This is a genomic window from Nonomuraea sp. NPDC050790 (assembly GCF_044456745.1).
In the GTDB taxonomy this organism is placed as follows: domain Bacteria; phylum Actinomycetota; class Actinomycetes; order Streptosporangiales; family Streptosporangiaceae; genus Nonomuraea.
Window position 1 is genome coordinate 18019 of sequence record NZ_JBITGF010000017.1, and the last position, 20066, is coordinate 38084.

General features: G+C 72.5%; 18 protein-coding genes. 5 read left to right on the top strand and 13 right to left on the bottom strand.

All coding sequences use genetic code 11. The features are described 5' to 3' along the window. Nucleotides 1–18: 18 nt before the first annotated feature. Genes ACIBEJ_RS49360 through ACIBEJ_RS49400 form a run of 9 tightly spaced genes read right to left on the bottom strand, consistent with a single transcriptional unit; the run spans nt 19 to nt 8026 of the window. Nucleotides 19–531 (bottom strand): OsmC family protein, encoded by a 513-nt coding sequence (locus tag ACIBEJ_RS49360; protein ID WP_397189980.1) that lies wholly within the window; start codon nt 529–531, stop codon nt 19–21. Continuing rightward, nucleotides 528–1145: a VOC family protein gene (locus ACIBEJ_RS49365; RefSeq protein ID WP_397189981.1), complete on the bottom strand. Its 618-nt coding sequence runs from the start codon at nt 1143–1145 to the stop codon at nt 528–530. Before ACIBEJ_RS49365 ends, ACIBEJ_RS49360 begins: the two co-directional genes overlap by 4 nt. Then, on the bottom strand, nt 1142–1693 hold the full coding sequence (locus ACIBEJ_RS49370) for an alkylhydroperoxidase domain protein (RefSeq protein WP_397189982.1): 552 nt from the start codon (nt 1691–1693) through the stop codon (nt 1142–1144). The genes ACIBEJ_RS49365 and ACIBEJ_RS49370 overlap by 4 nt, the downstream gene beginning before the upstream one ends. Then, on the bottom strand, nt 1690–2259 hold the full coding sequence (locus ACIBEJ_RS49375; RefSeq protein WP_397189983.1) for a CMD domain protein: 570 nt from the start codon (nt 2257–2259) through the stop codon (nt 1690–1692). Before ACIBEJ_RS49375 ends, ACIBEJ_RS49370 begins: the two co-directional genes overlap by 4 nt. After that, a complete protein-coding gene (locus ACIBEJ_RS49380) occupies nt 2256–3230 on the bottom strand; it encodes a putative FMN-dependent luciferase-like monooxygenase (RefSeq protein WP_397189984.1) in 975 nt (324 codons plus the stop codon). The genes ACIBEJ_RS49375 and ACIBEJ_RS49380 overlap by 4 nt, the downstream gene beginning before the upstream one ends. Next, the gene (locus ACIBEJ_RS49385; protein WP_397189985.1) at nt 3227–4741 is read right to left on the bottom strand and encodes a dipeptide ABC transporter ATP-binding protein; all 1515 of its coding nucleotides are present in this window, start codon (nt 4739–4741) and stop codon (nt 3227–3229) included. The genes ACIBEJ_RS49380 and ACIBEJ_RS49385 overlap by 4 nt, the downstream gene beginning before the upstream one ends. Then, nucleotides 4738–5505, bottom strand: coding sequence for an ABC transporter permease (locus ACIBEJ_RS49390; RefSeq protein ID WP_397189986.1), 768 nt, complete (start codon nt 5503–5505; stop codon nt 4738–4740). The genes ACIBEJ_RS49385 and ACIBEJ_RS49390 overlap by 4 nt, the downstream gene beginning before the upstream one ends. Beyond that, nucleotides 5502–6407 (bottom strand): ABC transporter permease, encoded by a 906-nt coding sequence (locus tag ACIBEJ_RS49395; RefSeq protein ID WP_397189987.1) that lies wholly within the window; start codon nt 6405–6407, stop codon nt 5502–5504. Before ACIBEJ_RS49395 ends, ACIBEJ_RS49390 begins: the two co-directional genes overlap by 4 nt. Further along, a complete protein-coding gene (locus ACIBEJ_RS49400; protein WP_397189988.1) occupies nt 6404–8026 on the bottom strand; it encodes a TIGR04028 family ABC transporter substrate-binding protein in 1623 nt (540 codons plus the stop codon). The genes ACIBEJ_RS49395 and ACIBEJ_RS49400 overlap by 4 nt, the downstream gene beginning before the upstream one ends. 243 nt (nt 8027–8269) lie before the next feature. On the opposite strand from ACIBEJ_RS49400, the gene ACIBEJ_RS49405 reads away from it, so the two are divergent. From ACIBEJ_RS49405 to ACIBEJ_RS49415, 3 genes are read left to right on the top strand one after another with little or no spacing between them, the layout of a single operon-like run. Further along, the gene (locus ACIBEJ_RS49405; RefSeq protein ID WP_397189989.1) at nt 8270–9067 is read left to right on the top strand and encodes a hydroxyacid dehydrogenase; all 798 of its coding nucleotides are present in this window, start codon (nt 8270–8272) and stop codon (nt 9065–9067) included. 29 nt (nt 9068–9096) lie between these two features. Then, nucleotides 9097–9849 carry an alpha/beta fold hydrolase gene (locus tag ACIBEJ_RS49410; RefSeq protein ID WP_397189990.1) on the top strand — a complete coding sequence of 251 codons (753 nt, stop codon included), beginning with the start codon at nt 9097–9099 and terminating at the stop codon, nt 9847–9849. 46 nt (nt 9850–9895) lie between these two features. Next, complete coding sequence (locus ACIBEJ_RS49415; RefSeq protein WP_397189991.1) at nt 9896–10339, top strand: SRPBCC domain-containing protein; 444 nt, start codon at nt 9896–9898, stop codon at nt 10337–10339. Here the strand turns inward: ACIBEJ_RS49415 and ACIBEJ_RS49420 are convergent. Beyond that, nucleotides 10233–11528, bottom strand: coding sequence for a hypothetical protein (locus ACIBEJ_RS49420; RefSeq protein WP_397189992.1), 1296 nt, complete (start codon nt 11526–11528; stop codon nt 10233–10235). The two genes, ACIBEJ_RS49415 and ACIBEJ_RS49420, sit on opposite strands and share 107 nt — an antisense overlap. Nucleotides 11529–11629: 101 nt before the next feature. On the opposite strand from ACIBEJ_RS49420, the gene ACIBEJ_RS49425 reads away from it, so the two are divergent. Then, nucleotides 11630–12031 carry a hypothetical protein gene (locus ACIBEJ_RS49425; RefSeq protein WP_397189993.1) on the top strand — a complete coding sequence of 134 codons (402 nt, stop codon included), beginning with the start codon at nt 11630–11632 and terminating at the stop codon, nt 12029–12031. A 33-nt stretch (nt 12032–12064) separates the two neighbouring features. Here the strand turns inward: ACIBEJ_RS49425 and ACIBEJ_RS49430 are convergent, their stop codons facing one another. The 3 genes from ACIBEJ_RS49430 to ACIBEJ_RS49440 all read right to left on the bottom strand — a co-directional run bounded on the left by ACIBEJ_RS49430 (nt 12065) and on the right by ACIBEJ_RS49440 (nt 16481). Then, nucleotides 12065–13657, bottom strand: coding sequence for an alpha/beta hydrolase (locus ACIBEJ_RS49430; protein WP_397189994.1), 1593 nt, complete (start codon nt 13655–13657; stop codon nt 12065–12067). Between the two features lie 110 nt (nt 13658–13767). Then, nucleotides 13768–14928 (bottom strand): serine hydrolase domain-containing protein, encoded by a 1161-nt coding sequence (locus ACIBEJ_RS49435; RefSeq protein ID WP_397189995.1) that lies wholly within the window; start codon nt 14926–14928, stop codon nt 13768–13770. A gap of 47 nt (nt 14929–14975) precedes the next feature. Then, nucleotides 14976–16481, bottom strand: a complete 1506-nt coding sequence (locus ACIBEJ_RS49440; RefSeq protein WP_397189996.1) for an MFS transporter — start codon at nt 16479–16481, stop codon at nt 14976–14978. Nucleotides 16482–16540: 59 nt separating this feature from the next. Here ACIBEJ_RS49440 and ACIBEJ_RS49445 point away from each other — a divergent pair, with 59 nt between their 5' ends. Then, nucleotides 16541–19702 (top strand): BTAD domain-containing putative transcriptional regulator, encoded by a 3162-nt coding sequence (locus tag ACIBEJ_RS49445; protein ID WP_397189997.1) that lies wholly within the window; start codon nt 16541–16543, stop codon nt 19700–19702. Nucleotides 19703–20066 lie beyond the last annotated feature (364 nt).

The following is a 20066-nucleotide window of genomic DNA, read 5'->3' on the forward strand; positions in this document are numbered from 1 at the left end:
CATTCTTCCCGAAAGGCTCTAGGCCCGCACTATCTCCCCCTTGATGTCCTGCGGGTTGCGGATGAGGTTGAGGATCGGGCAGACGCGTTCGACCTCGGCGTGCAGCCGGGCCAGCTCCTCGTCGGAGGCGGGCGAGTCGATCTTCACGACGTACCGGAAGTCCTGCGGGTGGACCGGGATGCCGCTCTCGCCGGGCGCCTGGGCCCGGGGGTCGTAGGTGGCGCTCACGTCCACCGACAGGGCGTCCAGCGGCACCTCCAGCTCGGCCGCCTTGATCAGGAAGATGTGCGTGACGCAACTGCCCAGCACCCCGGCCTGCAGCTCGGGCGAGCCGGGACCGAGGTCGTACCCGGCGAAGTCGGCGGCGCTGTCGCTGATGATCTGGTGCTCGCGGATGCGGATGCGGCGCACGCCGCTGCGTCCCTCGGCGGTGACGCTCGCGCGCAGCGGCACCGGGCCGTCCGCCGGCTTCTCGCGGCGGGCCAGCAGCGCGGCGCGCTTGTGGGTGAGGTACTCGCGCAGCGTGCTCATGCCAGCGTCACCTCGCCCTCGGGCGTGCCCAGCACGGCGCGCAGCGCCACGGGCGCACCGGCGACCACCTCGGCCGTGGCGCCCACGGCCTTGAGGTCGGCCGCCAGGGCGTCCGGCGCGGGGTGCGTGATCGTGAACGAGACGAGGTCGAGCTGCGGCAGGCCGGACGCCGACGGGTGCGCGGTCGTGCCCCAGTCGATGAGGAACGGCACCGGCCGCACGCCCGCAGGGTCGTCACGCCTGGTCAGCCGCCATTCCAGCAGCGTGCCGCCGGGGGTGCGGCGGGACAGGGGCTGCACGTCACCCGGGTCGTAGCCGGCCTGGCGGGCCTGCCGTACCGTGGTGTCGAGGTCGAGCGGGCGCACCGCCCAGGCGGTGAGCGCGGGCGCGGTCAGCGACTCCAGCCCGAACGCGCGCGGCCGCGCGCCCGCCACCGACGGGTCGGGGCCGATGATCTCCAGGTACGCCCCCTCGCCCAGCCCGACGAGGAAGTTGGCGGTGCCGCCGGGATGCGCGCCGCCCTCCACGGGCGTCACCCCGGTGCGCCGGGCGAAGTCGGCCACGCCCTCCAGCAGGTCGGGCACGGCGTAGACAAGATGGTCGAGAGTGCTCATTCGGGTTCTCCAAGGGACAGCATGAGCCGGTTGGCCCAGTTGAAAAAGGCGGCGGAGTGGATGACGTCGCTGATGGCCAGGTCGTCGAGCCCGGCCGCGCGCAGCGCCGCGAGGTGCCCGGCGTCCAGCGCGCCCGGCGTGCCGGCCAGCGCGGCGGCGGCGTCGATGACCGCCCGCCAGCGCTCGTCCTGGTGCGCCTCGACGCCCTCGTCCAGCAGCCGCTGCACGTCGGCGCCGCGCTTGGCGTAGTGGGCGGCGAAGCGGGCGTGCACCGACGCGCAGAACACGCAGCCGTTGTGCCGCGAGGTCGCGGTCGCGGCCAGCTCCCGCTCGGCGCGCGGCAGCCCGCCGTCGCCGTTGTAGAAGATGTCGTTGTCGGTCTTGGTGCGCGCGTGCAGCACGTGCGGGTCACGCGCGAGCAGCAGAAAGTACGGCGAGGCCGCCCGCGCCTGGTCGACCAGCGCCTCCCGGTGCTCGTCGGTGAGCTCCTCCTCGGCCAGCGGCGCCAGCCACGGCCGCCAGCCGATCCGGTCCTGGGTGAACTTCACGCGGCGGCTCCCAGCAGGCGCAGGCCCGTGATCACGCGGATCTGGAAGGTGAGGAAGGCGACGAGCTGCGACAGCGTGACGATGCCCGTCGTGCTCCAGCCCGCGTCCAGGAGGGTCTGCAGGTGCTCGGCACGGGCCTCGCGCGGACGGAAGACCAGCAGGTGGGCGTGGTCGAAGGCGGCGGCGAGCCGGCCGTCCAGCTTGGCGCGGTGCACGGGCCCGACCGTGCTCTCCGCGGCCAGTTCCGGCTCGTCGTAGGCGCCGTACGGACCGGTGGTGAGGCCGGTGCCGATCTCCTGCTCGACCCGGGTGAGCAGGCCGGGGGCCAGCTCGGCCAGCCGTTCGGCGTAGAAGGCGGTGACGGCGGCGTCGCGGTGCAGGCCGGCGACGAACGCGGCCACGGCGTCGCGCTCGATGAGCGTGACGTGCTCCTCGCTCTCGGGGCAGAACAACGCCTCATAGCTGCGCTGGGCGTGCTCGCGGGCGTCGGGGCGGCGCTCGCGCAGCCGGTCCAGGCGCGAGCCCGGCTGGATGCCGGCCAGCCGGTCGATCACGTCGGCGGTCATACCGTGCTTCCTTCCAGGGCGGGGGCGACCTCGGTCGCGAGCAGTTCGATGGAGCGCAGGACCAGCTCGTGCGGCGGGTCGATGGAGTGGACCTGGAAGACCAGGTCGGTGACCCGCTTGAGGGTCGGATCGGCCCTGAGACTGGCGACGACGTCTTCGGGGGTGCCGACGTGGGCGTCCCATGCGGCGATGAGCTCGTCCACGCCGCCGCCGTCGGGCTGCGGCAGGCCGGGCCTGGCCAGCCCCTGGGCGGCCCAGCGCAACGCCTCCTCGCGGGTTTCGGCGACGAACGCGGTGCGCGAGGCCATGATCCGCGGCGCCGTACCGGTGGGCAGCGCGGCGAGGTAGGCGTCCACGATCGGCTTCTGGATCTCCGCCAGCGTCAGCTCGGGCCGTCCCTCCGGCCGTGGCTGCGTGCGCGAGAGCATGAGCCCGTGCCCTCCCCGCCCCGCCCGTTCCCCGCCGCCGGCCGAGAACGTCGCCTCCCAGATCGCGCCGGTCAGCCGCGGCGCCGGCGGGTAGAGCCGCTTGCCCCCACCCAGATCGCCCCCCGACCAGGCGTTGACCAGGACCTCCAGGTGCTCGGCGTAGATCTCGTTACGCCGCGCCGGGTCCTTGCCGAACGCCTGGAACGCCGACGGCGTGCCGCCGCCCGCGACCCCCACCTCCAGCCGGCCGCCCGACAGCAGGTCCAGCACGGCGGCGTCCTCCGCCACCCGCACCGGATGCTCCAGCGGGAGCGTGATGATCCCGGTGCCGATCCTGATCCGCTCGGTCCGCGCCGCCACGTGCGAGAGGAACACCAGCGGCGCGGGCAGCCCGCCCTCCTCGCCGTCGAAGTGGTGCTGCGCGACCCAGGCGGTCTCGAAGCCGAGCCGCTCGGCGTGCGCGATCTGCTCCAGCGCGAGCCGGTAGCGCTCGGCCGGGGCGACGTCGTCCAGGAGCCTGGTGAAGAAGCCGAGCCGGGTCATCGCACCGGCTCCGGCACGGCGGCGAGCAGCTCACGGGTGTAGTCGTCCTGTGGGCTGTCGAAGATCTGCTGGGTCGTCCCTGATTCCACGATGCGTCCCTTGTTCATGACGGAAACGGTGTGCGAGATCTGGCGCACCACCGCGAGGTCGTGCGAGATGAACAGGTAGGTGAGGCCGAGGTCGCGCTGGAGCTCCTCCAGCAGGTCGAGGATCCGTGCCTGGACGGTCACGTCCAGCGCGGAGACCGCCTCGTCGAGCACCACAACCTGGGGTTCCACGGCCAGCGCGCGGGCGATGGCCACACGCTGGCGCTGTCCTCCCGACAGCTCCCCCGGCCTGCGCGCCAGCAGCGTCCGCGGCAGCGCCACCCGGTCGAGCAACTCCCCGACCCGCGTACGGCGGGCCGCCCGGTCACCGAGCCGGAAGTTGCGCAGCGGCTCCTCCACGATCCTGGCCACGCTGTGCCGGGGATCGAGCGAGCCGTAGGGGTTCTGGTAGACGAGCTGCACCCCGCGGCGGAACTCGGTGACGCCGGGGATCTCCACGGTCCCCGAGGCGGCCTTCTCGAAGCGGGTGACGATGCGGGCGGTGGTGGTCTTGCCCGAGCCGGACTCCCCCACCAGCGCGTGCGTGCTCCCTCTGGCCACCTCGAAGGACACCCCGTCCACCGCGCGGAAGCCCCCGAACTCCTTCACCAGGTCCCGCACCACGATCGCGGGCGCGGACGTCGGCGGCTCCTTGAAGGCGCGGGCGCCGAGCGCGGGCGCGTCCTCCAGCAGGCGTCTGGTGTAGCCGGCGGCGGGGGCGGCCAGCACCTCGCGGGTGCCGCCGCTCTCCTCCACCCGGCCGTCGCGCATGACGACGAGCCGGTCGGAGCGGGCCGCCGCCACGCCCAGGTCGTGGGTGACCAGCAGGACGGCGGTGCCGTACTCCTGCCTGAGGTCGTCGATGAGGTCGAGGATGCGGCGCTGCACGGTCACGTCCAGGGCGCTGGTCGGCTCGTCGGCGATGATCAGGCTGGGGCGCAGCGCGACGGCGGCGGCGATGAGCACGCGCTGGCGCATGCCGCCGGACAGCTCGTGGGGGTACTGGCCCGCTCTTCTGGCCGGGTCGTCGAGGCCGACGCGTTCCAGAAGCTCCAGGACCCGACGCTTTCGCTCGGATTTATCCCCATGCTTGTGGATAAGGAGGGTCTCGGCGATCTGGACGCCGACCTTCTTGACCGGGTTGAGCGAGTTGGACGGGTCCTGCGGGACCAGCCCGATCCGCGCGCCCCGGATCGACCGCAGGCGGCGCTGCGACCAGCGGGCGATGTCGGTGCCGTTGAGCAGGATCTCGCCGCTGTCGCAGGGGTGCAGGCCGATGATCGCGTTGGCCGTCGTGGTCTTGCCCGAGCCGGACTCGCCCACGACCGCCACGAACTCGCCCGCCCCGACGCTCAGCGAGACGCCCTTGACCGCCTCGTGGGCGCCGTAGGAGACGCGCAGGTCCCTGACGTCGAGCAGGCTCATCGGATCTCCTTCGAGATGCGTCCGGCGGCCAGCACGACCGCGACCACGACCGCGCCGGGCAGCGTGGTCAGCCACCACGAGGTGGCCAGGTAGTTGCGGCCCTCGGAGATCAGCAGGCCCCACTCCGGCGTGGGCGGCTCGGCACCGTAGCCCAGGAAGCCGAGGGTGGAGATGGCCAGGATCGCCACGCCGAACTGCAGGGCGGCCAGCGCGACGACCGGGCCGAGCGAGTTGGGCAGCACGTGCCGCCACAGGACCGAGGCGAAGGTGCCGCCGCTGCCGAAGGCCGCCTCCACGTAGTCGCTGCGCCGTACCCGGACGACCTCGGCGCGGGCGAGGCGGGCGAAGGCGGCGACCGACCCCACGCCCACCGCGATCGCCACGTTCACCGTGCCGGGGCCGAGCAGGATGATCACGGTCAGCGCGAGCAGTAGGCCGGGGACCGACAGCAGCACGTCCATGAGGCGCATGACGACCTCGTCGGCGGGTCCGCCCGCCGCCCCGGCCAGCAGCCCGAGCAGCGTGCCGAGCACCAGGCCCACCCCGACCGCGACGAACGCGCCCGACAGCGAGTGCACGGAGCCGTGCACGACGCGGGCGAAGACGTCGCGGCCCACGGCGTCGGTGCCGAACCAGTGGGCGGCGCCGGGCGCCTGCAGCTTCTCGGCGGGCACCCCGTTGAGCGGGTCGTGGCCGGTGAACAGCCAGGGCACCAGCGCCCAGAGCACCACCAGGGCCACCACCAGCCAGGACAGCCACCTCATCGCGCCAGCCTCGGGTCGAGCACCGGGAACGCCAGGTCCACGAGCAAGTTGACCAGGACGAACACGGTCGCGGCCAGCACCACCACGGCCAGCAGCACCGGCGTGTCCTGGGCGTTGACGGCCTGCTCGGTGAGGCGGCCGACGCCGTTGCGGCCGAAGACGGTCTCGGTCACGACCGAGCCGGCGATCAGCTCGCCGAACGTCAGCCCGGCGACCGTCAGCGTGGGCGGCAGCGCGTTGCGCGCCACGTGCCGCCACAGGATCCACGAGCGCGAGGCGCCCTTGGCCGCCACCACCGGGACGAACGGCTGCGTGAAGACCTGGTCGAGGCTGCGGGCCAGCACCTGCGCGATGGGAGCGGAGATCGGCACCGCGAGCGTCAGCACCGGCAGGATGAGCTGCTGCGGTTCGCTGCCGCCGATGACCGGCACCAGCCCGAGCCGGAAGGAGAACACCTGGATCAGCAGGATGCCCAGCCAGAAGGCGGGCACCGAGACGAACAGCGCGGGCACCGCCAGCAGCACGCCGCGCAGCCGCGAGCTGTGGGCGGCGGCGAACGCGATGAGCACGGCCAGCAGCACCGCCAGCACGAACGCCGCCGTGGCCAGCTTGGCCGTCTCCGGCAGGCCCTCGGCCAGCCGTTCGAGCACCGGGGTGCCGGTGTCGACCGAGTAGCCGAAGTCGCCGCGCAGGAAGCCGAGGACCGTGTGCAGGTAGCCGCCGGCGTCGTAGTACTCGCGGATCTCGGCGATCTGGGCGGGCGACAGGCCCAGCTCGGGGTTCTGGAACTTGATCAGGATGGAGTCGCCGGGCATGGCCTGGAGCAGGATGTACGCGGCGGTGAAGGCGGCCCAGAGCACCAGAAGGGCCTGGGCCACCCGCTTCACCAGATATCTCGTCATTTGCTGAGCCAGACCGAGTAGAAGCTGGGCCGGGCCACCGCCTCGAAGGCGACCCCCTGGACGTACGGCGCCACGCCGTACACCTGGGGCTCCTCGAACAGCGGGATGGCGTACGCCTGCTCGACCAGGTACCGCTGGATCTCGCCGACCTTGGCGTTGCGCCGCTCGACGTCGGCCAGCGCCGACTGCTCCTCCAGCAGCCCGTCCAGCTTCTTGTCGTCGGACAGGATCACGTCGCGGTTCTCGCTGTGGAACTGGCTCTTGATCACGTCCTGGTCGGCGCGGCCGACCATGCTGTGGGAGACCGCCGTCTTCTCGGCGTCCTTGATGTCCACGGCCTGCGTGCCGGCGTCGGCGGGGCGGATCTCCAGCTTGACGCCGAGCTTGCCCCACTGCTGGGCGACCAGCTCCAGCGTCTGCTTCGACAGCGGCTGCGGGCCCGCGACGAAGACACCGAGCTGGAGCTTGACGCCGTCCTTCTCGCGCGTGCCGTCGGCCCCGCGCTTCCAGCCGGCCTCGTCGAGCAGCCTGTTGGCGCCGTCGAGGTCGTGGGCCAGTTCCTTAGACAGGTCCACGTAGCCCTGGGCCAGGTGGCTGAGCACCGAGGTGGCCTGGGGGTAGTTCGGGGTGAAGAGCGTGTCCACGACCTCCTTGGCGTCCGTGCCCTTCTGCAGCGCCCTGCGGACCTTGACGTCCTTCAGGATGCTGTTGGACGGGCGCAGGTAGAGGCCGTTGTTGACGCCCCGGGTCGGCTCCGCCCTGACGGTGAAGCCGGCCCCCTTGACCGTCTGCTCGTCGTAGGCCTGCACGTAACGCACGTAGTCGGCCTGCCCCGAGGTCAGCGCGCCGACGCGCACGTTGTCCTCCGGCGTCACGATGATCTTGACGAGGTCGAGGTACGCGCGCCCCTGATGCGTGGAGGACGGCGGCGCCCAGTCGTAGTCCTTGCGGGCCTGAAGGTCGATCTCCTTGTCCACGACCTGCTTGGCCAGCGTGAACGGCCCCGATCCGATCACGTTCTCGAGCTGGCACTGCTCCTCGTACGGCAGGCCGATCGTCTTCTTCGACACCAGCCCCGCCCCGATCACCGACGTGCCCTGGAGGAATCCGGGCGAGGGCTTGTCGAAGAAGAACTTCACCGTCTTCGGATCGACGACCTCCGAGCGTTCGTAGTTGTTGACGAACTCGGCCGGGGGCAGCTTCAGCTTCTCGTCGCCCTTGCCGTACACGTCGAAGTTGGCCGCGACCGCCTCGGCGTCGAGCGGGGTGCCGTCGCTGAAGGTCACGCCGTCGCGCAGGTGGAAGGTGTACTCGGTGGCGTCGTCGTTCACCTCCCACCTGGTCGCGATCCACGGCTCGATCTTCAGCGTCTCCGGGTTCTGCCAGGTCAGCTTGTCGGTGATCTGGTTGAGCACGCCGCCGTTGGGATAGAACCCGGCCGCCGGCAGGTAGAGGCACGTGGGCGGCTGGTGTTCCAGGTAGGTGAGCGTGCCGCCGTACACGGGCCCGCCGGTGGTTTTGGCTCCCGCGGACGTTCCGGCGCCGCCTCCACAGGAGCTCAGCAGCCCTACGACGGCGAGCATGGCGACGCTGAAGACCGCAGGTCTGGTTGAGGACATGGAACGACGACCCTTCACTTCCGTGGACTTACGCGACAAAACCCTAATACCTACCAGAAAAGTAGGCAAATATAAGATCTTGCCTGTGTTGTCCGCGGCCTTCGTGCTCGACCCCCAGGTCTTCCCCGACGTCTACGCGCCCGTCCTCGACCGCATCCGCGCCCAGGCCGGCATCGTGTACGGCCCCGCCGCCCACCCGGCCCCCACCTCAGCCGAAGTGCTCTGCACCAGTTGGGGGCCCCGGTGCTCGACCACGCCCTCCTGGCGGCGATGCCCCGCCTCAAGCTCGTCCTCTACGCCGCCGGATCGGTCCGCCAGATCGTCACACCAGAGTTCTGGGCCCGCGGCATCCCCCTCGTCTCCGCCTACACCGCCAACGCCGTCCCCGTCGCCGACTTCACGTGTGCGCAGATCGTCTACGCGCTGAAGGGCGGCTGGCGTTACGTCCTGAACGCCCGCGCCGCCCGGGCCCCACTCCCCCGCACCCCCCAGCCCGGCCTGTACGGCTCCCGCGTCGGCCTCGTCTCCCTCGGCGCGATCGGCCGCCTGGTCGCGGACCGGCTACGAGCACTGCGGGTGGAGGTGGTGGCCTACGACCCCTTCACCGAGGCGTACGACGGGGTCCGGATGACCGGCCTGGAGGAGCTGTTCGCGGCCAGCGACGTGATCAGCGTCCACACCCCCCTGCTCCCCGAGACCCGCGGACTGGTGTCCCGCCCCCTGATGTCCTCCATGAGTCCAGGCGCCACCCTCATCAACACGGCGAGAGGCGCCGTCGTGGACGAGACCGCCCTGCTGGAGGTGCTGGCCGGGCGCCCCGACCTGTTCGCCGTCCTGGACGTGACGGACCCCGAGCCACCCGCGCCCGGCTCACCGCTGTTCACGCTGCCCAACGTGGTGGTGACCCCGCACATCGCGGGCTGCCTGGGGACCGAGCGCGCCCTGCTGGGCGAACTGGTGGCGGCCGAACTGGAACGCTTCGCCACCGGCCGTCCCCTCCAGCACGCCCTGACCGCAGAATCCGCCGCGCACCTCGCGTAACCGAGACCGCGGGCGCGCAGACTAGGGGTATGGAGCTTCCGTGGTTGGAGTTGGGCGCGGGTGAGCCGCTGGTGGTGTTGCGGTGGTTCACGCCGGAGCACTCCGCCAAACCCGCCGCCGGGGAGCGGCAGGTGCTCGGGGCGCTGGGCGGGCGGTTCCGGGTGCATGCCGTCAACCGGGCGCCGGGCATGCCCCGGGGCACCAGCATGGCCGACATCGCCGAGCAGCACGCCCTCGCCATCAACGAGCGGTTCGGCGGGGCGGTCGATGTGCTGGGCATGTCGTCGGGTGGCTCACTGGCGCTGCAACTGGCCGCCGACCATCCGGAGGTGGTACGCCGCATGATCGTGGCCGGAGCGGCGTACACGCTGACGGACCGCACGCGGCTGGCGCAGCGGCGCTATACCGAGGCCGTGGCCGCGGGGCGCCGGGGAGCGCATCACCTCGCGCCGCTGGCCGGGGGCAATCCGGTGACGCGGGCGTTCTTCACGGCGCTCATGTGGCTGGCCGATCCGGCGATGCGGCCCGCGGACCCGTGTGACATGCTGCACTTCGCCCAGGCCGAGGACTCCTTCGACCTGCGGGAAAGGCTGCCGGAGATCGAGGTTCCGACCCTGGTCGTCGGCGGGGAGCGGGATCTGGCCTACACGCCCGAGCTGTTCAGGGACACGGCGGACGGCCTGCCGTACGGGAGGCTGGTGGTCTATCCGGGGGCCAGCCATCTGGGGACGTTCAGGCACAAGAGGTTCGCCGCCGACATCGCCGGGTTTCTGCGCCCTTAAGGCCGCGGGAAGGGGACCGTAAGGGCCTGAGCGCACGCTGAGGGCCATGCGCTACTCCGTCGAACGCACGCTCGCCGCCCCACCCGCCCAGGTGTACGCCGCGTGGACCGTCCCCAGGTGCTTCGCCCTCTGGTTCGGTCCCCGGATCTTCACCGCACCGCCCGACCGGGTGGTGCTCGACCCGCGTCCCGGCGGCGCGTGGCAGGTCACGCTGGTCGGCGAGCACGGCTTCGAGGCCACCCTGGGCGGCGTCTACCACGAGGCCCGCGCCCCCGCCAGGCTCGTCTTCACCACGGACGACGCCCTCGTGACCGTCACCCTGACGCCTGCCGGCGACGGCACCGCGCTGTGCTTCCAGCATGACGGCGACACGCAGGAGCACGTCAGAGCGGCGTGGCTGGAGTCCCTGGACCGCCTGACCGAGCATCTGGGCCGGCGGGCCGGGCCAGCAGTTGCACCACCCCCAGGAGCAGCAACGTCACGACCGTGATCCAGAGCACCACCGCCCCGGTCGGCCGGTCCCAGAAGACGAAGACCAGGGCGGCCAGCGCCACCAGCCCGGCGCGGACCAAGGTGGCGTTGCGCCCGAGCCAGGCCCCGAAGCGGCCGGTCTCCAGCCGGGATCCGGCCAGCCCGATGCCGCGCTTCAGGGCTGTCCGCGTCCTGACGGCGGTCGCGGACGGCCCGGTGAAGAACGCCGCGGCGGCGATCACCAGGCCCAGCACGAGCACGGTGCGCAGCCCGCCCCTGAGGAAGCGGGCCAGCGTGTCGAACAGCTCCGCGGCGGCCGCGTGATCCAGCCCGTGCCGCGCGACGGCGCCAAGGTACGCGGCCCGCCCCCAGGCCAGGGCGGCGGCCAGCACCAGCATGCCCACCACCAGCCCGATCCCCACCCCGGCCACGGCCCGGCGGCGGCTCCTGGCGACGTAGATCCCGAGCGCGAGCAGGATCAGCGCCAGCACCGGCAACGCCCACCTGAGCGTGATCAGCCAGCCGTACCAGCGTTGCCAGGTGACCAGCTCGGCCGAGTCGACCAGTTCGATCGTGGGGTGCAGTTCGGGGATGGAGGCGGCGAGGCCGAGGCCGGAGGCGACGAGTTTCTGCTTGACCCGGTCGATGACCGGGCCGAGGTCGAGGCTGACGGCGCCGCCGTTCACCTTGAGCAGTTGGCTGCCCTCGCCGGACAGCACCGCGACAAGCTGCTTGTGCGCGGCCCTGTTGGCCTGCACCCACACCGTCTGGAAGGTGTCGCTCGCGATGACCTGCCCGACCTTGTCGCGGACGAAGCCCTGGACGCCGTTGGCCATCGGCCCGGACAGCCCTTCGAGCTTGTCGCCGACGCGCGGCGGCAGCCTCCCGGCGATCTGGCCCACGATATCCTTGACGTCGAGCGCCCCCATGACCGCGGCCGTGACCCGGTTGGCGGCGGCGTTCTGGACGGCGGGGTCACCGGCCAGCGGCGTCACGTTCTCGACGTAGCGCTCGGTGTCGGAGACCTCGTTGGCGGCCCAGAACCCGACTCCGGCCAGCGGCACGAGCACGCAGCCGAGCGTGATCAGCACCGCGGACGCGACCGCGCGCCACCTTCCCCCTCCGGTACGGCTGCGCAGCTCCGCGACCTCGTCCCGCAGCCGCGCCAGCTCCGCCCGCTCCGCGTCCCCCAGCGGCTCCTCCGACATCGCCACCCCCTCGTCCAGAGAGGAATGCCCGTTCGGAAGGCAAAGGCGGGCAAATTCTCGGCAAGACCCTGTCCCGAGCCGCCCCCAGGGGGCACGACCTGATGATGAACGCGTACTACACCGAGCCCGCCGGCCGCTCCGGATGGCTGGGGTTCGCCGGAATGCTGGGCGTCATCCTGGGCTTCTTCCACGTGATCCAGGGCGTCATCGCCTTCTTCCGCCAGGACGTCTACCTGACCTCCGGCGGGCAGCTCCTGGTCCTCGACTACACCACCTGGGGCTGGATCTGGCTGATCATCGGCGTGATCCAGGTGGCGGTGGCGCTCGGCATCCTGGCCGGGAAGATCTGGGCCCGATGGCTCGGCGCGATCTTCGCCGCGCTGGCCATGATCGGCCAGTTCGCCTTCCTCAGCGCGTACCCGATCTACTCGGTGATCAGCATCGCGCTCTGCGTGCTGGTGATCTACGGGCTGATCGCCGCGCCGCGGCGGGCGACGGCCTGAGGCGCCGGGGGCCGGGCCCCCGGCGCGCCCCCGTCAGGGCCGGTTCACCTTGATGGGCGGGATCTTCGCCAGGCACGAGGTGTCGCCGACCCGCTCGTCCCTGATGAAGGCGCTGACCAGGCCCGCCGCACATCCCGAGGCGTCAATCTCGGGGATGTGCCCGGTGTTCGGGATCGGCAGGAACCGCGCCCTGGGGAACTGGGCCGCGCTCAGCCGGCTGTTCTCCACCGACGTGTTGCTGTCCAGGTCGCCGGAGATCACCAGCGTGGGCACGTCGGGCAGCCTGCCGCTCAGCGCGTACGGCCGCGCCGTCCCCACCTTCGGCCACCCGATGCACACCTCGCCCCCGTCGGGGATGCTGAAGGCGAAGCCCGCACGGCTGAAGGGCCCGTAGCCGTGCGGGTCGGTCCGCCCGAGCGCCCGCTCGAACTGCCGCCACCGCTGCCGCACCGGCGCGTCCACCGACCACGGCCGCGTGTAGTCGTTGCAGACCACGGTCATGGTCAGGCCCATGTCCGGCACCCCCAGATCGGCCGCCGCCTGGAAGGCCGAGGTCAGCTCGGCGGCGAGCGGGCCGGTCTCGCCCCTCGCGGCCTTGCTCAGGTGCGCGGGCATCGTGCCGAGCAGCGGAACCTCGTCGGGACGCAGGTTCAGCGCGCCGCTGGCGTTGAAGGTGAGCACCTGGGCGAGCACGCTCTCGGTCAGCTTGACCGTCACCGGCCGCCCGCCGGCCGTGATCGTGAGGTCGATCGGCCTGGCCCGCAGCATCGCCGCCACCTTGCGCAGATCGCGTACGGCCGCGCCGCCGTCGCAGGCCCCGCTCCGCGCGCAGATCCGGCGCAGGCTGAGCGGGACCGCCCTGGCGCTGGGGCCGCCGAAGGGGTCGAAGGTGACCGGGTAGGCGCCGGACAGCACGATGGAGCGCACGGTGCCCGGGTGGCGTTCGGCGTAGATGGGCATCAGGTAGGTGCCGTAGGAGACGCCGTACAGGACGACCTTGCCCAGGCCGAGCCTGTGGCGGACCGCGTTGAAGTCGTCGGCGGTGGCCGCGGAGGTGTATCCCTCGGCACGCGGGCCGAGGAGGGCGCCGCACCGGTCCACGATGCGCCGCTGCTCGGCGCGGGCGGCCCAGAGGAACCCGTCGGTGCCGCAGACGAACGCGCCGGACTGGCCGGTGCCGCGCGGGTCGATCAGCAGCAGGTCGTGGTCGGCGCGCAGGGGGCCGAGCAGCGCCGCGTACCACTCCGCCAGCCCGACGGGCGCCCCTCCCGGCCCGCCGGGGTTGACCATGACGGTGTTCTTCGCGGGTGCGGCCTCGTTCTCGCGGCGGACCAGCGCGTAGGCGACCTGGACGGTGCCCAGCTCCGGCTTGCCCGCCACGAGCGGGCGCGGCTCGGTGCCGCACTGCACCCGCCGCCCCGGCACCGCGGGACACCAGGCGGGCGCGCCGGGCTCGGGGGTGTGCGGCGCCCTGGAGGCGGCGTCCAGGCCGGAGGGGAGCGGGAACGGCACGGGCGAGAGCGGGAAGGGCCGGCTCTGCTGCGTGCCCTGGACAGGCGGCGGCGGCGTGGCAACCGCGGGCGACAACCCCACGGCCGCCGCTAAGACCACGGAAATCAACGACATACGGCAAGCCTGAAGCAGCCGTGATCAACCTGCCACCGCCGTGAGACCCAGCGCGCCCCTCCTCCTCAGGTGCCGGTGCCGGCGGCGCGGGATCCTCCCTGAGGCTCAGCTCACCCCGCGATCGCCTCGCGCTCCCTGTCGATGATCTTCTGGGTGTCGGGCAGGTCGTAGTTGGCGAGCAGGACGGCCGTCCACTCGGTGTCGAGGTAGATGCTCCAGCTCGTCGAGCCGCCGGCGATGCCGCCGCCGTGGGTGATGACGCGCTGGTTGTTGTAGATCGAGGCGATCGGGCCGTACGCCTGGAAGCTCTCGCCGCGGCGGGGATCGGGCGGTCCCAGGGACGGGCCGGAGATCTTCGGGCTCAGCCACATCTCGGTGTAGGCGCGGTTGAGCAGCTTGTGGTTCTTCAGCGCCCAGGCGAAGCGGAGCAGGTCGGGCGCGGAGGCGAAGGCGTTGCCGCCGCCTCCCCCGATGAAGCCGCGGGCGGCGTTGGAGCCCTTCACGCCGAGGGTGCCGCCCTTGTCGAGGTTGCGCACGCCGTCGATGCGGGAGCCGTCCTCCTGCAGCATGTACGGGTGCGCGATCCGCTCGTCGGTAAGCCACTGCGGCCTGGTGTAGTACGCCGAGCGCTTCATACCCGCCGGCTCGAAGACGTGCTCGCGCACGTACTCGTGGAACGGCATGCCGGAGACGGCGGCCACGATCTGGCCGAGGACGGTGTAGCCGGTGCTGGCGTACTCCTTCTTCGTGCCGGGGACGAAGCGCAGCTTCTGCTCCCTGACCCGCCGGCGGGCCGCGGCCTCGGCCTCCTCGACGCTGTTGAAGATCCGCTCGTCGACGCCGCTGTTGGTCGGGTCGGTCATGCCGCCGGTGTGCGTGAGCATCTGGTGCACGGTGACCGCTCCGACGTCGGCGGGGAAGTCGTCCAGGTAGGCGCTGAGCCTCTCGTGGAACCTCAGCCTGCCCTGCTGGGCGAGCTGGACGATCGCCAGGCCGGTGAACGGCTTGGACGCCGAGGCCAGGGCGTAGATCGTGTCGGGGCCGTTGGGGATCTCGCGTTGTTGGTCGGCCATGCCGTACGCGCGGGACAGGACCGGACGGCCGCGGTGGGCCACCAGCACGGTTCCGGAGAACCGGTCCTGCTCCGCCAGGTCACGGAGGTGGTCGTCGTAGGCCCTCAGAGAACGGGCCGGATCCCGGCCGGTGCTCGCCATCAGCGGCGCCGTGCCCAGCAGGCCGAGCACGGAGCGCCGCGAAGGGTCGTCGGTCAACGCAGACCTCCTTGGTCGATGGTCCGGCCATACCAGTGGAGCGCCTGCTAACTCCACGTAAGAGCGGGTTCGGGGGTGGCCTGCCGTTCCTGCCGATCGGGGCGGGCGCGCAGGACCGCCACCGTCAGGACGGCCAGTCCGAGGAAGACCGCCGCGCCCACCCCGGCCACCGCGTGCAGCCCCGAGGTGTACGCCGCGCGGGCGCCGGCCAGCAGCGCCGGGTCGCCCAGCGTCTCGGCCACGGCCCCGGCCAGCGTGTCCGCGTCGACCCCGGCGGGCAGGCCGGCGCGGAAGACCGCGGCGGCCAGGCTGCCCAGCGCGGCGACGCCCACCGCGACGCCGAACTCGCCGCTGGTCTCGGAGATCGAGGCGGCCGAGCCGGCCTTCTCCGGCGGGGCGGCGGCCATCATGATGCCGTTGCCCAGGCCCATCGGCAGCGCGATCCCCGCCTGGGCCAGCACCAGCCCGACCACCAGCACCGCGACGCCGCCGCTCGCGTCGGCGAAGGTCATCAGCGCCATGCCGGCCGCGCCGAGCGCCAGCCCCCCGGCCATCACGTACGCGGGCTGGACCCGCCTGGCCAGCATCGGACCGGCGGACAGGGCGACGATCATGACCAGGCTCGGCGGGATCATCCACAGCCCGGCGGCCAGCGGGGACAGGCCCGCCACCGACTGCAGGAACGTCGTGACCGTCAGCGTGATCCCGGCCATGACGACGCCGCCGAGCATGAGGATGGTCAGGGAGGCGGCGAAGGCCCGGTCGCCGAACAGGCGCAGGTCAAGCAGCGGGTCGGCCAGGCGGCGCTGGCGGCGGACGAACAGCACGCCCATGGCCGCGCCGGCGGCGACGGCCAGGACGGCCGCGGGCTGCCAGCCGCTCCTGGTGATCTCCTTCAGGCCGTAGATGGCGGGCAGGATCGCGCCCAGCGACAGGGCGACGCTGGCCAGGTCGAGGCGGCCGGCCGTACCGTCGCGGTATTCCGGGAGGACCAGCGGTCCCGCGACCAGCACCACGACCATGAACGGCACGCCCAGCAGGAACGCCGAGCCCCACCAGAAGTGCTGCAGCAGCAGCCCGCCCACGAGCGGCCCCGCGGCCATGCCGACCATGAAGCAGCTGAACCAGATCCCGATCGCGGCGCCCATCTGCTTGGGGTCGCGGAAGATGTTGCGGATCAGGGCCATCGAGGACGGCATCAGCGTCGCGCCCGCGATCCCCAGCAGGGCCCTGGTCACGACCAGCATCTCGGCGCTGGAGGAGAACGCCGCCGCGACCGACACCAGGCCGAAGGCGGCCGAGCCGGCGAGCAGCAGCCTGCGGCGGCCGATGCGGTCGCCGAGCGTGCCCATGGTCACCAGGAAGCCGGCGAGCATGAAGGAGTAGATGTCCATGATCCAGAGCTGCTGCGGGGCGCTGGCGCCCAGCTCGGAGCTGAGGTGTGGCAGCGCGAGGTAGAGGACGCTGACGTCGACGGAGAGCAACAGGGCGATCGAGCTGAGGACGCCGAGCGCGATCCAGTCGCGCTTCCCGGCCGTGGAGGTCGTGTTCATGGCTTCACCTTGGACGGGCTCGCTTCTGGTCTTCTTTCCAGCGCCTTAAGGTGCTTCGTATGCGTTTTGGAGTGCTGGGACCGCTGACCGTCTGGACGGACGCCGGACAGGTCGTCACGATTCCCGGGCTGAAGGTGCGTGCCCTGCTCGCGGACCTGCTGGCCCACGACGGGCGGGTGGTCTCCACGGACCGGCTCGTGGACGACCTGTGGGGCGACGACGCGCCGGCCAACTCGGCGGCGGCGCTGCAGGTGCGGGTCTCGCAGTTGCGCAAGGCGCTTGAAGACGCCGAACCGGGCGGCAAGAACCTGGTGGTCTCGCGCGCGCCCGGCTACCAGTTGCAGGTCTCGCCCGACGCGGTGGACGCGCTGCGCTTCGCCAGGCTCGCCGGAGAAGGGCGGCTGGCCGAGGCGCTGGAGCTGTGGCGCGGCTCGCCGTACGCGGACTTCTCCGACCTGGAGTTCACGCGCGCGCCGATCGCGAAGCTGGAGGAGCGCCGGCTGGCCGCCCTCGAAGAGCTCGCCGAGGTACGGCTGGCCGCCGGCGAGCCCGTCGACGTGGCCGGCCTCGTGGCCGAGCACCCGCTGCGCGAGCGGCTGCGCGCCGTGCACATGACCGCCCTCTACCGGTCCGGACGGCAGAGCGACGCGCTGGCCACCTACGGCGAGCTGCGCGAACGGCTGGCCGACGAGCTGGGCCTCGACCCGTCACCCGAGCTGGCCGACCTGCACGCGCGCATCCTGCGCCAGGACCCCGGCCTCAGCGGCCCCGCCCAGCGCCCGGTCACCAACCTGCCCGCCACCGTCGACGACCTCATCGGCCGCGACCAGGCCGTCGCCGAGGTACGCGCGCTGCTCGACACGAGCCGGCTGGTGACGCTCACCGGGTCGGGCGGCGTCGGCAAGACCCGCCTGTCCATCGCCACCGCCAGCGTGTTGACCGGCGCCTACCCCGACGGCGCCTGGCTGGTCGAGCTGGCCGCCTACGACCGCGACACCGCCTCGCTGGCCGACGCCGTGCTGGCCGCGCTGGACATCCGCGACAGCGCGGGCCCCGGCGACGCGCTCGACCGGCTGGCCGACACGTTGCGCGGGCGGCGCATGCTGCTCGTGCTCGACAACTGCGAACACGTCATCGACCAGGCGGCGAAGCTGGCCGAGTCGCTGCTGCGGGCCGCTCCCGGGCTGCGGATCCTCGCGACCAGCCGGGAACCGCTCAGCGTGGCGGGCGAGGCGCTGTGGAGCGTGCCGCCGCTCGGGCTGCCCGAGGAGGAGGGGCTCGACGCGGTCGCCGGCTCCGACGCGGTACGCCTGTTCATGGCCAGGGCCACGGCGTCGGCGCGCGGGTTCGTGCTGGACGAGTCCACGGCCGGGGCGGTCGCGCAACTGTGCCGCCGGCTCGACGGGCTGCCGCTGGCGCTGGAGCTGGCGGCCACCCGGGTGCGCTCGCTCGGCATCCACGAGCTGGTGGCGCGGCTGGACGACCGGTTCCGGGTGCTGTCCGGATGGCAGCGCGGGGTCTCCGACCGGCAGCAGACGCTCATGGGGATGATCGACTGGAGCTGGACCCTGCTCACCGAGGACGAGCGCGTGGTGTTGCGGCGGCTGGCCGTACATGCCGACGGGTGCACGCTTGAGGCGGCCGAGGTCGTGTGCGGGGGCGGCGGGCTGGACGTGATGGAGCTGCTCGCGCGGCTGGTCGACCGGTCGCTGGTGACCGTGGTGGAGGGGCCGGCCGGGGTGCGGTACCGGCTGCTGGAGTCGGTCGCGGCCTACTGCCGTCGGCGTCTGGACGACGCCGGGGAGACCGACGCGGTACGGCGGGCGTACGTGGCCTACTACACCTCGCTCGCGGAGCGGGCGGAGGGGCGGCTGCGTGGGGGTGAGCAGGTGCGGTGGATGCGGCGCCTGGACGCGGAGGCGGCGAACCTGCGCGGCGCCCTGGACGCGGCGCCGGGGCGTGCGGCGGTGCGGCTGGTGAACGCGCTGGCCTGGCACTGGTACCTACGCGGCCGCCTCCACGAGGCCCTCCGCTCCCTCGACACCGCCCTGTCCCACCCCGACCTCCCCCAGGCTGACAGACCCGAGGCTGACGGACCTGAGGCTGACCGACTCCAGGCTGACCTCCCCCGAGCTGACGGACCCGAGGCTGACCTTCCCCAGGCTGATGGGGTTGAGGGGTTTGCCTTGGAGGTGGCGAAGGCGCGGGCTTGGCGGGCCGGGTTCGCGTTGTTGCTGGGTGAGAACGTGGACTGGGAGGCGGCGCTGGAGATCGCCGATCCGGCCGCGCGGGCACGGGCGGAGCTGTTCGTGCAGTACGGGGTGACCGACATGCCGACCGCGACCGCCGTAGTGGACCGGGCGCTGGCCACCTGCCGCGAACTGGGCGACCGGTGGGGTGTCGCGGTGGCCCTGAGCCGCCAGTCCCGCGACGCCTTCACCATGCGCGAACTGGACAAACTAGACCAGGTCGGCAAGGAGAGCAGGCGGCTGTTCACGGAACTGGGTGACCGCTGGGGCGTACTGCAGGCCAACGAGTGGCTGGGCGGCCTGGAGGAGATCCGCGGCGACTACGACGAGGCCGTCCGGATCTTCACCGACGACGCCAGGGTGGCCGAGGAGCTGGGCCTGTGGCCGGACAAGGTACGCCGCCTGTCGTGGCTCGGCTGGATCGCCACCTACCTGCGTGACTACGACCGCGGCATCGACACCTGCCTGGAGGCGCTCCGCCTGGCCGACGGCCAGGGCTACAAAGAGGGCACCATCTTCGCCAGGATGGGCCTGTGCATCGCGGCCCGGCGTTCGGGACGGCTGGAGCTGGCCGAGGAGCACATCGCCATCCTGCTGAACGGCGTGCCGCGCGGGCCGGACGCGGACCCGCTGCTGTTCATCCCGACGGTCCTGAACGAACTCGGACACGTCCGGCAGGCGCAGGGCAGGGAGCCGGAGGCCAGGGAACTGTTCCAGGAGTCGCTGGTGGCCTCCAGAAAGATCGGCGACCCGAGGACGATCGCAGGCACCATGGAGGCGCTGGCCACGGTGGCCGACCCGGAGGAGGCGGCCCGTCTCCTGGGCGCGGCCGCCGCCGCCCGCGCCGCCCACAGCACCCCGGCCTCCCCCGACGAGACCGACGACATAGCCCGCGCGACGACCCGCGCCAGGGCCGCCCTGGGCGACACCGCCTTCACCACCGCCTACACCACCGGCCTGACCCACCCCTAACCCCCGGATCAACGGCCTGGACAGATCACCCGGGACGAGTGGCCAAGACCGAGACGCGCGGAGCGACGGGACAACGCACCGCCCCAGGCCACAGGCACCTCCGTGAGGCCAGAGGCGCCGTGGCCGGGCCAAAGCGGGCGAGTCGGAACGGGCGAGGCAGCAGGGCGCGGCCGGAGCGGGTGGCCGGGGTAGAGCGGTCGGCGGCCGATACGCGCGGTGCGACGGCGAGACGCACCGCCCCCAGGCCACAATCGCCTCCGTAACGCCAGAGGCGGTGTGGCCGGGTCGTGCAACGGGGGCGGAGGTGCCGAGCCGGAGCGGGCGAGTCGGGACGGGCGAGGCAGCGTGGCCGGAGCGGGTGGGC

What these genes read in the sequence shown, in the direction of transcription:
- ACIBEJ_RS49375 (WP_397189983.1), bottom strand. Translation starts at nt 2,259, where the DNA reads ATGACCGCCGACGTGATCGACCGGCTGGCCGGCATCCAGCCGGGCTCG.
- ACIBEJ_RS49425 (WP_397189993.1), top strand. Translation starts at nt 11,630, where the DNA reads ATGATGAACGCGTACTACACCGAGCCCGCCGGCCGCTCCGGATGGCTG.
- ACIBEJ_RS49445 (WP_397189997.1), top strand. Translation starts at nt 16,541, where the DNA reads ATGCGTTTTGGAGTGCTGGGACCGCTGACCGTCTGGACGGACGCCGGA.
- ACIBEJ_RS49420 (WP_397189992.1), bottom strand. Translation starts at nt 11,528, where the DNA reads ATGTCGGAGGAGCCGCTGGGGGACGCGGAGCGGGCGGAGCTGGCGCGG.
- ACIBEJ_RS49390 (WP_397189986.1), bottom strand. Translation starts at nt 5,505, where the DNA reads ATGAGGTGGCTGTCCTGGCTGGTGGTGGCCCTGGTGGTGCTCTGGGCG.
- ACIBEJ_RS49380 (WP_397189984.1), bottom strand. Translation starts at nt 3,230, where the DNA reads ATGACCCGGCTCGGCTTCTTCACCAGGCTCCTGGACGACGTCGCCCCG.
- ACIBEJ_RS49440 (WP_397189996.1), bottom strand. Translation starts at nt 16,481, where the DNA reads ATGAACACGACCTCCACGGCCGGGAAGCGCGACTGGATCGCGCTCGGC.
- ACIBEJ_RS49415 (WP_397189991.1), top strand. Translation starts at nt 9,896, where the DNA reads ATGCGCTACTCCGTCGAACGCACGCTCGCCGCCCCACCCGCCCAGGTG.
- ACIBEJ_RS49410 (WP_397189990.1), top strand. Translation starts at nt 9,097, where the DNA reads ATGGAGCTTCCGTGGTTGGAGTTGGGCGCGGGTGAGCCGCTGGTGGTG.
- ACIBEJ_RS49365 (WP_397189981.1), bottom strand. Translation starts at nt 1,145, where the DNA reads ATGAGCACTCTCGACCATCTTGTCTACGCCGTGCCCGACCTGCTGGAG.
- ACIBEJ_RS49395 (WP_397189987.1), bottom strand. Translation starts at nt 6,407, where the DNA reads ATGACGAGATATCTGGTGAAGCGGGTGGCCCAGGCCCTTCTGGTGCTC.
- ACIBEJ_RS49385 (WP_397189985.1), bottom strand. Translation starts at nt 4,741, where the DNA reads ATGAGCCTGCTCGACGTCAGGGACCTGCGCGTCTCCTACGGCGCCCAC.
- ACIBEJ_RS49430 (WP_397189994.1), bottom strand. Translation starts at nt 13,657, where the DNA reads ATGTCGTTGATTTCCGTGGTCTTAGCGGCGGCCGTGGGGTTGTCGCCC.
- ACIBEJ_RS49360 (WP_397189980.1), bottom strand. Translation starts at nt 531, where the DNA reads ATGAGCACGCTGCGCGAGTACCTCACCCACAAGCGCGCCGCGCTGCTG.
- ACIBEJ_RS49400 (WP_397189988.1), bottom strand. Translation starts at nt 8,026, where the DNA reads ATGTCCTCAACCAGACCTGCGGTCTTCAGCGTCGCCATGCTCGCCGTC.